The 14,081-nt window shown below is 64.9% G+C and carries 13 protein-coding genes and 1 tRNA gene; 9 read left to right on the top strand and 5 right to left on the bottom strand.

Annotated features, from left to right (window positions below; all coding sequences use genetic code 11):
• Positions 1–27 precede the first annotated feature (27 nt).
• The 8 genes from cobA to NDO48_RS08700 all read left to right on the top strand — a co-directional run bounded on the left by cobA (position 28) and on the right by NDO48_RS08700 (position 10,407).
• Positions 28–813: a uroporphyrinogen-III C-methyltransferase gene (gene cobA / locus NDO48_RS08735; RefSeq protein ID WP_267321343.1), complete on the top strand. Its 786-nt coding sequence runs from the start codon at positions 28–30 to the stop codon at positions 811–813.
• Positions 810–2,123 (top strand): cobyrinate a,c-diamide synthase, encoded by a 1,314-nt coding sequence (locus tag NDO48_RS08730; RefSeq protein WP_018428477.1) that lies wholly within the window; start codon positions 810–812, stop codon positions 2,121–2,123. Before cobA ends, NDO48_RS08730 begins: the two co-directional genes overlap by 4 nt.
• Entirely contained in the window at positions 2,123–2,881 is a 759-nt protein-coding gene (locus tag NDO48_RS08725; RefSeq protein ID WP_267321342.1) for an adenosylcobinamide-GDP ribazoletransferase, read from the top strand. Before NDO48_RS08730 ends, NDO48_RS08725 begins: the two co-directional genes overlap by 1 nt.
• 24 nt (positions 2,882–2,905) lie before the next feature.
• The gene (gene cobT / locus NDO48_RS08720) at positions 2,906–3,916 is read left to right on the top strand and encodes a nicotinate-nucleotide--dimethylbenzimidazole phosphoribosyltransferase (RefSeq protein ID WP_267321341.1); all 1,011 of its coding nucleotides are present in this window, start codon (positions 2,906–2,908) and stop codon (positions 3,914–3,916) included.
• Positions 3,917–4,105: 189 nt separating this feature from the next.
• Positions 4,106–5,092 (top strand): sulfate ABC transporter substrate-binding protein, encoded by a 987-nt coding sequence (locus NDO48_RS08715; RefSeq protein ID WP_267321340.1) that lies wholly within the window; start codon positions 4,106–4,108, stop codon positions 5,090–5,092.
• 256 nt (positions 5,093–5,348) lie between these two features.
• Positions 5,349–5,798: an RrF2 family transcriptional regulator gene (locus NDO48_RS08710; RefSeq protein WP_018428481.1), complete on the top strand. Its 450-nt coding sequence runs from the start codon at positions 5,349–5,351 to the stop codon at positions 5,796–5,798.
• Between the two features lie 344 nt (positions 5,799–6,142).
• Positions 6,143–7,315, top strand: coding sequence for an efflux RND transporter periplasmic adaptor subunit (locus NDO48_RS08705; protein ID WP_267321339.1), 1,173 nt, complete (start codon positions 6,143–6,145; stop codon positions 7,313–7,315).
• Entirely contained in the window at positions 7,312–10,407 is a 3,096-nt protein-coding gene (locus NDO48_RS08700; RefSeq protein WP_267321338.1) for an efflux RND transporter permease subunit, read from the top strand. The genes NDO48_RS08705 and NDO48_RS08700 overlap by 4 nt, the downstream gene beginning before the upstream one ends.
• 17 nt (positions 10,408–10,424) lie before the next feature.
• Here NDO48_RS08700 and NDO48_RS08695 read toward each other — a convergent pair whose 3' ends face one another.
• From NDO48_RS08695 to NDO48_RS08680, 4 genes are all read right to left on the bottom strand, one after another.
• Complete coding sequence (locus tag NDO48_RS08695) at positions 10,425–11,342, bottom strand: LLM class flavin-dependent oxidoreductase (RefSeq protein ID WP_267321337.1); 918 nt, start codon at positions 11,340–11,342, stop codon at positions 10,425–10,427.
• A 131-nt stretch (positions 11,343–11,473) separates the two neighbouring features.
• The gene (locus tag NDO48_RS08690) at positions 11,474–11,626 is read right to left on the bottom strand and encodes a hypothetical protein (protein WP_267321336.1); all 153 of its coding nucleotides are present in this window, start codon (positions 11,624–11,626) and stop codon (positions 11,474–11,476) included.
• A gap of 304 nt (positions 11,627–11,930) precedes the next feature.
• Positions 11,931–12,200: a glycine zipper domain-containing protein gene (locus NDO48_RS08685; protein ID WP_018428486.1), complete on the bottom strand. Its 270-nt coding sequence runs from the start codon at positions 12,198–12,200 to the stop codon at positions 11,931–11,933.
• Positions 12,201–12,384: 184 nt separating this feature from the next.
• Positions 12,385–12,882 carry a cytochrome b gene (locus NDO48_RS08680; RefSeq protein WP_267321335.1) on the bottom strand — a complete coding sequence of 166 codons (498 nt, stop codon included), beginning with the start codon at positions 12,880–12,882 and terminating at the stop codon, positions 12,385–12,387.
• A 268-nt stretch (positions 12,883–13,150) separates the two neighbouring features.
• On the opposite strand from NDO48_RS08680, the gene NDO48_RS08675 reads away from it, so the two are divergent.
• Entirely contained in the window at positions 13,151–13,492 is a 342-nt protein-coding gene (locus tag NDO48_RS08675) for a hypothetical protein (RefSeq protein ID WP_267321334.1), read from the top strand.
• A 210-nt stretch (positions 13,493–13,702) separates the two neighbouring features.
• Here the strand turns inward: NDO48_RS08675 and NDO48_RS08670 are convergent.
• Positions 13,703–13,778, bottom strand: a tRNA-Lys gene (locus NDO48_RS08670).
• Positions 13,779–14,081 lie beyond the last annotated feature (303 nt).

Raw genomic sequence — 14,081 nt, 5'->3', positions numbered from 1 at the left:
GGCGCGTCATCGGCGAAAGCGACACGCATGACACTTGAAAACGCTATCGCGCGTTTGAACTACAGGCAGCAGGTGCTCGAACCCGGCCATGTCTGGCTTGCCGGCGCAGGCCCCGGCGATCCCGGCCTGCTCACGCTCGACGTTCTGTCGGCCCTCGCCCAGGCCGATGCGCTGGTGCATGACGCGCTCGTGGCGCCCGAAATCGTCGCGGTTGCCGAGCAGGCGGAAAAATTCTTCGTCGGCAAGCGCGGCGGCAGGTTGTCGATCCCGCAGGGCGACATCAACGCGCTGCTGGTCAAGCTGGCGCGCGAAGGCCGCAAGGTCGTGCGGCTCAAGGGCGGCCATCCCTTCGTGTTCGGCCGCGGCGCCGAGGAAGCGCTGGTGCTGACTCGCGAAAACATCCCCTGGCGCGTGCTGTCGGGCATAACCTCGGCCTTTGGCGGCCTGTCCTCGGCCGGTATCCCCGCCACCATGCGCGGCGTCAACGGCGCCATCATCCTCGCCACCGGCTTTGCGGCGGTCAGCGACGACCGGCCCGACTGGGCAGCCCTTGCCCGCACCGGACAGCCCATCGTCATCTATATGGGCCTGACCCACATGGCCGAGACGGTGAGCGAGCTTATGCGCGGCGGCCTTTCGGTCGACACGCCCGCAGCCTTTGTCGAGAACGCCTCGACGCCTGAGGAGCGCACGGTCACCGCCACACTCGGCACCTTGGTTGCCACCGCCGAGCGCGAAAAGGTCGTCTCGCCTTCCCTGATCGTCGTCGGCGGCATCGTCTCGCTGCGCGCCGAGCTGATCGGGCAGAAATGACGGCGCGCGGGCTCATCATCGGCGCGCCGCGCTCGGGTTCGGGCAAGACCAGCGTCACCATCGGGCTGTTACGGGCGCTTGCCCGCCGCGGCATCAAGGTCCGCGGCGCAAAATCCGGCCCCGACTACATCGATCCCGGCTTCCACGCGGCTGCCACCGGCTTGCCCGGCGTCAATCTCGACAGCTGGGCCATGGCGCCGTCGCTGCTCAACGCGCTCGCCGCAGATGCATCGTCGGACGCGGAAATGGTGATCCTCGAAAGCGCCATGGGCCTGTTCGACGGCATCCCCTCTGAGAAGGGCCGCTCGGGTGCGGCCGCCGACCTCGCCCGGCTCTATGGCCTGCCGGTGCTGCTCGTGCTCGACGTCTCAGGCCAGTCGCAAACCTCCGCCGCCATCGCCAAGGGTTTTGCCACTTACGATCCCGACGTCCGCATCGCAGGCGTGGTGCTCAACAGGCTCGGCAGCGACCGTCACCGCAAGCTTGCCGGCGACGCCATCGAAGCGCTCGGCCTGCCCGTCGTCGGCGCGATCCTGCGCGACCCGACCTTGTCGATACCGGAACGCCATCTCGGCCTCGTCCAGGCCGAAGAGCATGCCGACCTCTTCGCCCACATCGAAAAGCTTGCCGACATGGTCGAGCGCTCGCTCGATCTCGACGCGATCATCGCACTGGCGACGCCGCTTGTGCCCGCCGCAGGCGACCAATCCTTCGCCCTGCCGCCGCCCGGCCAGCGCATAGCGCTCGCCCAGGACGCTGCCTTCACCTTCCTCTACCCGCATCTCGCCGCCCATTGGCGCGCCATGGGCGCGGAGCTGGTGCCGTTCTCCCCGCTGGCCGACCAGGCGCCCGACACCTCCTGCGACGTCTGCTGGCTGCCAGGCGGCTATCCCGAGCTCCATGCCGGCCGCCTCGCCGCCGCCGGCAACTTCCTGTCAGGCACACGCCGCTTCGCGGAGAAAAAGCCCGTCCATGGCGAGTGCGGCGGCTTCATGGTGCTCGGCCGCTCCATCGAGGATGCCGACGGCATCACCCACGCAATGCTGGGGTTGCTCGGTCACGCCACCAGCTTCGCCAGGCGCAAGATGAATCTCGGCTACCGCCAGGCCACCCTCTCCGCCCCCTGTCCGCTCGGGGACACAGGCAGCGTCGTCAGGGGGCACGAGTTTCACTACGCCCAGACAGTCGAGCGTGGCGACGACACGCCGCTCGGGCAACTGGCCGACGGCCAGGGCAATCCGCTCGGCGGCTTCGGCGGGCGGCGCGGCCATGTCACCGGCACCTTCTTCCACGCGATCGCGCGAGGCTGATGATGACACCGGCGACGATCTTCGACGACATCCGCCTTGGCCTCGTCTTTTTCACGCGCCTGCCGCTGCCGCATTTCGAAGTCAGGGATCGCTCGCTCGCCGACGCCATCTGGACGGCGCCGCTCGTCGGCTTCGTTGTGGCGCTCCTGGCCTGGCTCGTCTTCGCCGCAGGCCATGGCCTTGGCCTCGCCGAAGGACCGGCCGCGGCACTCGCAATCGCCGCCGCCATGCTTGTCACCGGCTGCCTGCACGAGGACGGCCTGTCGGATACCGCAGACGGTTTCGGCGGCGGGCGCACGCGCGAACGCAAGCTCGAGATCATGCGCGACAGCCGCATCGGCAGCTATGGCGCGGCAGCACTCATGCTTTCCGTCCTGGCGCGCTGGAGCGCGATCGTTGAAATCGAAGATCCGGCACCGGTCTTTGTGGCCCTCGTCGCCGCCCATGTCGGCTCGCGTGCGCTGATCCCCGCCTTCATGCGCCATCTGCCGCAGGCGCGCGTTGACGGCCTTGCCGCCGGCGTCGGCGCGGTTGCAGACGGGGCCGTCATTGCCGCACTCGCCCTCGGCGCAGTCGGCCTGTTGTTCCTCGGGCTCAAGGGCGCGGTCGTCGCAGCTTTGTGCCTCGCCATCCTTTTCTTCGCCTTCAGAAAACTCTGCCTCGCCCAGATCGGCGGCCAGAGCGGCGACACCATCGGCGCTCTGCAGCAGTTGGCCGAGATCGCCTTGCTTTTCGCCGCATCCGCCATCCTCGCCTGATTCAGTTTTGGAGTAATCACTGCCATGGCCTTCAAATCGCTCGATGAATTGCGCGCAGCCTGCCTCGACCTGCCTGCAGGCAACGATGCCGCCGCAGACGCCGTCGCCCGCCGCCAGGACACGCTGACCAAGCCGCGCGGCAGCCTTGGCAAGCTGGAGGAGATCGCCGGCTGGCTCGGCCGTTGGCAGGGCCGCGAGATGCCGAGGCTCGACAAGGTCAAGGTCGTCGTCTTCGCCGGCAATCATGGCGTAACCGCACAGGGCGTGTCGGCTTACCCCTCCGAAGTGACGGTGCAGATGGTCGCCAATTTCGCCGCCGGCGGTGCTGCCATCAACCAGCTTGCCCGTCTCGCCGGAGCCGAGCTCGCTGTCATCCCGCTCGAGCTCGAGCGCCCCACCGGCGACTTCACCCAGACATCGGCAATGAACGAGGCCGATTTCCTTGGCGCCGTCTCGACCGGCTATGATGCGGTGACACCCGATCTCGACCTCGTGTGCTTCGGCGAGATGGGCATCGGCAACACCACCCCGGCCGCAGCCATCGCCGCCGGCCTGTTCGGCGGCACCGGCCGCGACTGGGCCGGCCGCGGCACCGGTGTCGATGACCAGGGCCTCTCCCGCAAGTTCGCCGCCATCGATGCGGGTCTCGCCCGTCACGCGGCATCCCTTGCCGACCCGCTGGCCGTCGCAGCCAATCTCGGCGGCCGCGAGCTCGCCGCCATCCTCGGCGCCACGCTCGCCGCGCGCCACCACAACGTGCCCGTGCTGCTCGATGGCTTTGTCGTCACCGCGGCGGCAGCACCACTTGCAAAACTTCACGCCGATGGACTCGCCCACACGCTCTCGGCTCATGTGTCCGCAGAGGCCGGCCATCGCCAATTGCTGGAAGCTTTGCAGCTCGCACCGCTGCTCGACATGGGCATGCGGCTGGGTGAAGGTTCCGGGGCCTGCCTCGCCGTCAATCTGGTACGCTCGGCGCTGGAATGCCACACCCGCATGGCAAGCTTCGCTGAGGCAGGCGTAACCGACAAATAGTCGGCGACTTCTGCCCAGGCTGCCCGATTTACATCCTCGCAGAACTTGATTTCTGCCGAGACCAAAGAATTGGAATTGCATTCCACATAGCTTGGCGGAGGCAACCGGCCTCTGCCTCCCCGCCTCAAGCACTCCCGGATACTTTGCCGCCAACTCTAGAAGTTGCGCAAAGTCTCAGGAGATTGCCCCATGAAACGCCTTCTGCTCGTCGGTGCGGCCATTGCCGCCATGCTCAGTGGCCCGCTGCACGCACAGGCCGCCGACAAGATCCTCAACGCCTCCTATGACGTTGCGCGTGAACTCTTCGCCGATGAGAACAAGGCCTTCGTCGCCGCTCATCCTGGCGTTACCATCGACCAGTCGCATGCCGGCACCTCCAAGCAGGCGCGCTCGATCGTTGAGGGTCTTCAGGCCGACGTCGTCACCTTCAACCAGGTCATCGACGTCGACTTCCTGGTGCAGAATGGACTGGTGTCGAAAGACTGGCAGAAGGATTTCCCAAACCAGGCCTCGCCCTTCTATTCGCTGCCGTCCTTCCTCGTCCGTGCCGGCAACCCCAAGAACATCAAGGACTGGTCCGATCTCGTCCGCGACGACGTGAAGGTCATCTTCCCGAACCCCAGAACCTCGGGCAATGCGCGCTACACCTATCTGGCCGCCACCGCCTACGCCAAGGAGGCGTTCAAGGGCGACGAAGCCAAGATCAAGGAATTCGTGACCAAGCTGTTCGACAACGTGCCGGTGTTCGACACCGGCGGCCGCGCCGCCACCACCACCTTCGTCGAGCGTGAAATCGGCGACGTCTTGATCACCTTCGAGGCCGAGACCCGCGGCATCGCCAAGGAATACGGCACCGACAAGTTCCAGAGCGTCATCCCCTCCGTCAGCCTGCTGGCCGAATTCCCGGTCGCCATCGTCGACAAGGTGGTTGATGACCGCGGCTCGCGCGACCTCGCAAAGTCCTATCTCGACTTCCTCTACACCACGGAAGGCCAGCGCATCGCCGCCCAGCACGGCAACCGCGTCCATGATGCTGCTGTCGCTGCCGAGTTCAAGGACCAGTTCCCCGAGGTTCGCCTGGTCACCGTCGAGGACGTTTTCGGCGGCTGGGACAAAGTGCAGAAGGAGCATTTCGCCAAGGGCGGAGTGCTGGAGCAGATCTACGGCTCGCGCTGAGATCTGCCTGTCTGACATCTGGAAAAGCCGGCCCAGCGCCGGCTTTTTCTCATTGAGCGGTGCCTGAAGCCAAATCCGGGCCAGATTGCCCGCCAAAGCCGCAAAACTTACGGAGTTTCAACGCCTTTCGGCTTGTATATCAAGTCCGTGGAATTTATCTCTGGTGGAAGCCGGAATGCGATGGGGACGAATCGTCATCCTTGGCCCTGTGCAACTCGCTGCGACTGGCAGCCGAAGTCGATGACGCGTTCAGGCAATGCTGACTAAAAAAGGCAAATACGGCCTCAAGGCCCTCGTGCATCTGTCGCAACTGCCTGCCGGCCAGTTGGCTTTCGTCGGCGACATCGCCACCGCCAACAACATCCCGAAGAAATTCCTCGACGCGATCCTGGGCGAGCTGCGCAATGCCGGCTTCGTGCAGAGCCGCAAAGGCAAGGACGGCGGCTACCGCCTCGCCAAGCCTGCCGCCGAGATCAAGATCGGCCATGTCGTGCGCGTGCTCGACGGGCCGCTGGCACCCATACCCTGCGCCAGCCGCACCCAGTACCAGCCTTGCGACGATTGCGACGAGGCCACCTGCCAGATCAGACACATGATGCTCGAGGTCCGCCAGGCCATCGCCGGAGTGCTGGACAACCGCAGCCTGGCTCAGGTTCGCGACGCCGCCAATGACGACGTCGTTGCAGAGGCCATGCACCACGCCTGATCTGCCTGGTCTGGCTGTCCCTCTCCGTCAAAACGCGCGCCGGGCCTGACACCTCCTCCCGATCTTGAAGCTCGGCGGCAGCGTGCCGTTGACTGCTTATCCGCTCCCACGCGGGTGATGAGGTCGCAGCCATCCGGCTCGAGCCTCTTGATGGCACAAGCCCCACTATCGGCGGCAAAGCGTGCCCGGCAAACGAATCCGCCAGACTCCTGCAATGGACACCTGCGATGTGGCTCGCAATCGGCCGCATGACGGCCATGGAGCGATTGCGCGGCAACCTGCCGGGGGGAAGACAGGACGCCACTGCAGTTTCCAGTGAGACACGTGACCTTGGAAAGGCAAGCATGACCCGCCCCCTCCGTTACACGGCCTGCCTTGCCGCCGGCCTCGCATTCGCCCTGATGGCCGGCCCCGGCAAGACGCACGGCAACGAAGCCGCCGGTTCGATTGCAGCAAGCTCGGACGCAGCGAAGCGCACCGTGTCGACCTTGACCGTATCGCGCGCCATGACCGAATGGACCCAGACATTCAGCGGTGTGCTTGTCGCCCGCGAAGAGGTCGCCGTCGGTGCACCGGCAGGCGAACAGCGTATCGCCGAGGTTGAAGTCGAGGTCGGCGACCGCGTGACCGCCGGCCAGGTTCTGGTCCGGCTCGACCCGGAAATGCGTGACAACCAGTTGCGCGAGGCCGAAGGGCGCCTGGCGCGAGCGGCGGCAGCGCTGGCGCAGCAAAAGGCCAAGGCGGAGCAGGCGACGGCGGCGCTGAAGCGCTCCGAACCTTTGAAATCGGCAGGCATTATCTCCAGCCAGGCATATGCTGAAAAGCTCTCCAACGAGGCGGTCGAGCGCGAGGGCGTGACACTGGCGCGTGCCGAGGTCAGCCAGGCCGAGGCGCAGCTCGCGGAATCGCGCCGCCAGCGCGACCGCAACGTCATCGTGGCGCCGGTCGACGGCATCGTCTCGGAGCGCCAGGCCAACGCCGGCGCATTGACGGGATCGGAACCGTTGCTCCGCCTCATCCGCGGCGGGGCCATCGAGATGGCAGCCGACATACCCGAGCGCCAGTTGCCGCTTCTGGCCGTGGGCCAGCCCGCCAGCATCGAGCTCGCCGGCACGAGCGACGCCCTGACCGGTAAGGTCAGGGTGGTCATGCCGAAGATCGACCGCGACAGCCGCCTCGGCGTGGCGCGCATCGCCATCGACGGCAATGCCAGGCTTTTTGCCGGCGCGTTCGGCCATGTCAGGATCGTCGTCGCCAAGCGCCAGGCGATCGTCGTCGACCATTCCGCCCTGCTCTACCAGGGTCGTGGCAAGGACAAGGCCGTGTTCGTGGTCGAGGACGGCAAGGTGGCGCTGCAGCCGGTCGAAACCGGCCTGGCCGACAGCAGCCGCGTTGAGATCGTCGGCGGCCTCGAGGAAGGCGATGTCGTTGTCGCCAAGGCAGGCCCGACCCTGCGCGAGGGCGACGCCGTCGCCCCGGTCGAAATCAACAACACCACCGGAAACATCCGCCCGTGACCAAGAACATCTCCGCCTGGGCGATCCGCAAGCCGGTACCTGTTGTCGTCCTTTTCATCGTGCTGACCTTGCTTGGCATGGCGTCTTACCTGCGCCTGCCGGTCAATGCCAATCCGAGCCTGTCGTTTCCGATCGTCACCGTCGCGGTAACCCAGCCGAGCGCTGCGCCGGCGGAAATGGAAAACCAGGTCACCCGCCGCATCGAGGCCGCGGTATCGGGCCTTGCCGGCGTGCAGAACATGCGCTCGACGATCAAGGACGGTGTGTCGACCACAACCGTCGAGTTCAGGATCGGCACCGATTCCGACCGGGCCGCCAGCGATGTGCGCGAGGCGGTGGGGCAAGTCCGGGGCGACCTGCCGCAATCGATCCAGGAGCCGATCGTCTCGCGCGTCGACGTCGAAGGCGGCGCGATCCTCTATTACGTCGCGCGTTCGCCTGGAATGTCGAACCTCGACCTCTCCTGGTTCGTCGAGGACACCGTCAATCGCGAGCTCCTGACCCTGCCGGGCGTGCAGAAGGCAGCGCGCTTCGGTGGCATCAACCGCAAAATCTCGGTCTCGCTCGATCCCGTCAAGCTGCAAGCCTATGGCGTCCCTGTCGACCAGATCAACACGGCCCTGCGCGAAGCAAACATCAATGTGCCCAGCGGCCGCGGCGAGATCGGCGACCGCGAGCAGTCGATCCGGACTTTGGGCAGCGTGCGTTCCCTCGAACAGCTTGCCGCCCTGTCGATCGCCCTGCCCGGCTATCGCTGGGTCCAGCTGCGCGACATCGCCACCATCGAGGACGGCCCGGCTGAGGCGCGCGGCTTTGCCCGCTTCAATGGCGACGCGGTGGTCGGCTTCTCGATCACGCGCGCGAAGGGCCACAGCGACACTGTCGTCGCCGCAGCCGTCGAGGCCCGCCTGCAGGAGATCCGCAAGGCCAATCCCGATGTGACCTTCGATCTCGTCATCAACAATGTCGAATACACGGTGGCGAGCTATGACGCGGCAGTGACCGCCCTTGTCGAAGGCGCGCTCCTGACGGTCCTGGTCGTCTTCCTGTTCCTGCGCAACTGGCGCGCGACCCTGATCGCCGCCGTTGCCATGCCGCTGTCGATCCTGCCCACCTTCGCGGTGATGGACCTTCTGGGTTTCACCCTGAACAGCGTCAGCCTGCTGGCGTTGACCCTCGTCATCGGCATCCTTGTCGACGACGCCATCGTCGAGATCGAAAACATCGAGCGCCATATCGACATGGGCCGGCGGCCCTACGTCGCCTCGATCGAGGCTGCCGACGCCATCGGCCTTGCCGTGGTGGCGACGACCCTGACGATCGTGGCGGTGTTTGCGCCCGTCAGTTTCATCGGCGGCGCCGTCGGCCAGTACTTCCGCCAGTTCGGCGTGACGGTTGCGATTGCGGTGATGTTTTCGCTGCTTGTCGCCCGCCTGCTGACCCCTTTGATGGCGGCATATCTGCTACAGCCCAAATCCGGCGGCGGCCACGCCGTCGAACTGTCGCGCATGTCGCGCGGCTATCTCAGCCTGCTCGAATGGACGCTCGGTCACCGCAAGACCACGGTCGCGCTTGCCGGGCTGTTCTTCGCCGGATCGGTCCTGCTGCTGACGCAATTGCCGACCGGCTTCCTGCCCGCCTCCGACGGCAACGTCTCGACGGCCCAGGTCACGCTGCCGCCCGGCTCGAAGCTCGACGAGACGGCGCGCGTTTCCGACGGCATCGTCAAGCGGCTGATGCAGCGCCCCGACGTCGAAAACGTGCTGGTGGTGACCGACGACGTCAACAAGGTGTCGCTGTTCATCAAGCTGAAGCCGCGCGCCGAGCGCGAACTCGACCGCAAGTCGTTCGAACTCGCCACCCTGCCGATATTCGCGGCAATCCCCGACATCCAGTACGTCTTCAGTTCGGACCAGGGCGGCAAGGAGGTCTCCATCAATCTCGCCGGCAACAACCCCGAAGAGCTCGATCGTGCCGCCGGCCGGCTGGAAACCGAAATGCGTGGCCTGCCGCAGCTGGCAAATGTCATGACCAACCGCGCGCCCATGGCGCCCGAACTCCTGATCCAGCCGCGTACCGAGGAGGCGGCGCGTCTTGGCGTGTCGGTGAGTTCGGTCGGCACCGTGGCGCGTATCGCCACGCTCGGTGAGACCGATGCCAACTCGGCCCAGTTCAATCTGGGCGACCGGCTGGTGCCGATCCGGGTCCGGCTGGACAGGTCGGCGCGCGGCGATCTCGATGTGCTGCGCCAATTGCCGATTGCGACCACTGGCGGCAAGACCATTCCGCTCGTGGCCGTTGCTGACATCCATTTCGGTGCGGAGGAAGGCAATGTCGAGCGCCTCAACGGCAAGCGCCTGCTGTCGGTCGAGGCCAATCTCAACGGCGTCACGCTCGGCGATGCCATGGCGGCGGTCCAGAACCTGCCGGCCCTGAAGAACCTTCCGATCTCGGTCACCAACGTCAAATATGGCGCCTCCCAGGAAATGTACGAGATGTTCAGGGGCTTCGCCATGGCGCTGCTGGCCGGCATCGCCATGGTGATAGCGGTGCTCGTCCTGCTGTTCCGGAATTTCCTACAGCCCGTCACCATTCTGGTCGCCCTGCCGCTGTCGCTGGGCGGCGCGGCGATCGCGCTGATGCTCTATGGCGCGGCAATCGACCTGTCGTCGACCATCGGCATCCTGATGCTGATGGGCATCGTCTGCAAGAACTCGATCCTGATCGTCGACAACGTCATCGACAACCAGGCCGAGGGGCTGGATCGTCATGCAGCGCTGATCAAGGCGGGCGCCACCCGCGCCCGGCCGATCGTCATGACGACCATCGCCATGGTCGCGGGCATGATGCCCGCGGCCATCGGTTTCGGTGCCGATGCCGGCTTCCGCGCGCCGATGGCTGTCGCCGTCATCGGCGGGCTGATCACCTCGACCCTGCTCAGCCTGGTGGTGGTGCCGGTGGTGTTCACCTTCATGGACGACTTCAACAGCTGGGCCGGCCGCTGCCTCAAGCGGCTGACATCGGTGACCGAAGCGGACAAGGCCGAAGGTGCGGTGCCCGCTGATGCGGCCCGGGATCACGTTTCATCATGACCGGCCGCCCCCGCGGCCTAGACGACCCGGCGCAGCTGCACCGGGTGGCCGCGATAGGCCGGTGGGCGGTGCTCGTGCCGCTTGAAGGTCTTGCGCAGCTGCGGGATGACCTTGCGACCGAAGGCGCCGATGGCATCGGCGTCGTCGAGGCCGTGGACGATGAAATCCGTCACTCCCGCCTCTACGAAGGCGGCTAGCCGTCCAATCCAGGCTTCCGGCGATCGTCCGAGATGCCAGTCGTCACGTCCCTCGTCGGCCTGGACAGGCAGCGAGAAACGGATCCGGCCGGCGCGGCCAAAAGGTTCCGCCGCGACCTTCACGCGACCGATCAGGCGGACGGTCTCTTGCAGGCTGTCCGCCGGAAGCTCGAACCGGTCTGCATGCCTGCCGGCGACCTTGAGCGCGATGCCCGACAGCCCGCCTAGCTGGAGCGGCAGTTCAATGCCAGAAACCGGCTTGAGCGGCACGAAGCCGGCATGCACGCGATAGAATGCGCCCTCATGATCGAATGGGGCTGCATTGGCCCACAGCCGCTTGAGCAGCGTGAGATATTCGTCGGTGCGGCCGAGATTGCCGACGAGATCGTCGTCCTCGTGTACCTCACGCCAGTTGCGGTGCGAGGGCACGCGCAACGACAGCCTCCCCGCTCCCAATTGTTCGAGTGCGGCGAACTGCCGGGCAGCAACGACCGGGGCTACGATGCCCGGCCAGTGCGAAACCAGCACCCCGAGCGAGCCAGTGGCGCGCAAGGCGAGCAGCGCCAGATCCATGTTGGCCAGCAACCCAGCCATGTCGTCGACCAGGACGCGGCTGAAACCGGCGTCCTCGATCTGCCGGAGGCGCTGCACCGCAAGTGCTGTGTCCGAAAAGAAGGATGGGTGAAGTTCTTCGCTGTCGGCAACGCCGCCCGGGCAATGGGTGAAGTCGATCTGCATCGCAAACTCCTTCATCTTGTCTGGAATCGTTGAGGCGCCGCCCGCGCCGGTTCACGCGTTACTCGAAAAAAGCCTTCATCGGTTGGGTTGAGAGCATTGGCACCCACCTGCGGGCGCAAATGACGGCCGCTCTAGTGGACCAGGCCGACCACGATTGCCACGGTGAAGCAGAACGACACCGTGAAAACGAGATAGGAAGCGAGCCGTGCAAGGCTGACCGGCTTGCCGGCGGCGACCGCCACCTGGGCGGAACGGCCGCTCGAGAGATACTGGGTCTGTGCCATCGCAATCTCCATCATGCCGTTAGTCTATAAAATTAATAGACTTTGTCGATTGCTAATTTTGGCAAAATTGTGAAACGCCTTGCTCACCGGTGCGCTGCCATGAGCAAATTGTCCCTCGACCCGCTATGGAAAACCGGCGCAGTGGGCAGGGCCGACCACGCTCCGGAGCTTCACCAGAACTACAAAACCGTTCAAAAACAGAGAGATAAATCAGCCGCTTTTCATCTCGCACCTGGGAGACAAAAAAATCCCGAAGATGCATCGGCACCTTCGGGACACGTTCAGATAGCGGATTGCTCTGGGATCAATAGCCGCGCGGGCACGCCGCAAGGTAGATCTGGCCATAACGATCGCGATAGCGGCACTGGTTTGGCTCGTTGGCACGGCCGATCAGCGCGCCGGCAACGGCGCCCACGGCACCGCCGACAAGTGCGCCTTCGGCGCGGTTACCAGGTGCAGCAACAGCACTGCCGATCGCAGCGCCGCCGAGGCCACCGATGGCGGCCCCCTGCTCGGTCTGGGAACAGGCGGCAAGCGGCACCAGAAGAGCAAGACTCAAAACCAATTTCTTCATCACCGTCACTCCGAAACAGATTGAATTGCCCACCGGAGTAAAAATGCGCGGCAGGCAAAAACGATCCATCGCATCCTAAATACGTGGAATCGTTGAGTCCCTTCGACTGACTTCATGCATCGGCAATCCGGCATGAATCAGGCAGCCATGCGACTGCAATCGGGCCCTGGCCTGATCTGTCGGGTCACCCGGTGGTCATCCGCTTCATGACGTCGGTCCGCCAGTAGAACTGGTGCAGCAATGCCGCGGCAACGTGAATGCCGATCAGCACCCACATCAGCATCTTCAGCGGCCCTGAGTGAATGGACCCGACCGCTTGCGCGCCGAAGTAATAGGCGGCGATGCCCGACAGCGGCATGGCGAAGAACAACGCGTAGAACGCGACATGGCTGACTTTTGAGGCAAGCTTGAGCAGTGGCGGCTCGCCCGGCGGCTCCTCAGGCGCCCCCTGGACCAGCCGCAACATCAGTCGCAGCGCGGCAAGCCCGAGGATAGCGATGCCGACATAGGCGTGGATGTTCGCCGACGCCACCTGATCGGCTGTCGGCGTCTCCCCTCGCCGCACCAGGTGCCCCCACCTGCTCATGCCGTCAGCAAACAGGAGGTTGAAGCCGATGAGCAGGACCATGCCCCAATGAATGAAGCGCTGCGGCAGGCTGAAGGCACTGGGGGCGTCGACCATATCGTTCTCCAATTTCACTGACGGTTCCCCGAAACCTGCCACGAGGCGAATGGTTCAATCCTGATCGCAAAAATTCAGGCTGGCCCGAACTGTAAGCATGCCACATGCGACAATGATAGGATGACCGATCAAGGCACAGCATCCTTGATCCAGGTCAAGCGTCGCTGCAGCGCCAAATCCGCGACCATCGGGCACGCTGGCAGTTGCGGTGCAGGTGCCAATCCGCCGGGCGGTTCCAATTGCCGCCCAGCCTTGTTAGGCTTGGGCCATGAAGGCGATGGCACAAGGCTTCCTCGGAACCATCCTGTCCCTTGTTCTGCTTTCGGCGGCGGGCTGCGCGTCGCAGGCAGGCTCTTCCACCCGGATCGATGCGTCCCGATACGACACGATGTCCTGCGCCGATCTCAATGTGGCGATGGGCGATGCCGCAAAGGGTATTTCGACAACCGCCATCAGCAGGGGCAAGGTCGCCCATTGGAACGTGCCCGTCTGGGCGCCCGGCGGCGCCAAGGCCGTTGGGCTCATCGAGGAACGCCAGAGCGCGCGGATCGAGCGCCTTCGCCAGCAGCAGGCGGCAATCGACGCGGCCAGAAGGCGCCAGTGCCGGTAGGAGCTCTCTCAGCAAGCCAAAAGACGCGCGGCTGATCGAACCGCAAAGCCCCCGCTCTGCCGGCCGGCGTCGATGACGCCGCCTGGTTGCGCGGCTCCGCAAAGTCCGCGTCGCCTCACATAGTGCCTAAGGCACGAAAACCGCACTTCGCGTTCTGCAGATGAAGAACCAGAAGATCAGCAGAAATATTTGATTTATTTGGGGAAGAAGTGGTGGGTGCGACAGGGATCGAACCTGTGACCCGCTGATTAAGAGTCAGCTGCTCTACCAACTGAGCTACGCACCCACACCGTCGTTTCAGCGACCGTGGCCGGCATATAGCCAACACACTTTCGCCTGTCCACCCCTCAAATGCCGGCAAGGCCTCTGCTCGGCTGGGGCGGCATCATCGATGCCACGGCCTGGATACGCAGGCTCAGCATCGCCGACATGAGGCACAATGCCTGAAAACCGCATTCCGCGCTCCGGATGACCGGAGCCGAAAGATCAGCGGAAGTATTTGATTGTTTGGAGAAGAAGTGGTGGGTGCGACAGGGATCGAACCTGTGACCCGCTGATTAAGAGTCAGCTGCTCTACCAACTGAGCTAC

This window comes from Aminobacter sp. MET-1, from assembly GCF_026521175.1.
Classification (GTDB): domain Bacteria; phylum Pseudomonadota; class Alphaproteobacteria; order Rhizobiales; family Rhizobiaceae; genus Aminobacter.
This window is presented reverse-complemented; position numbering and strand designations above follow the sequence as displayed.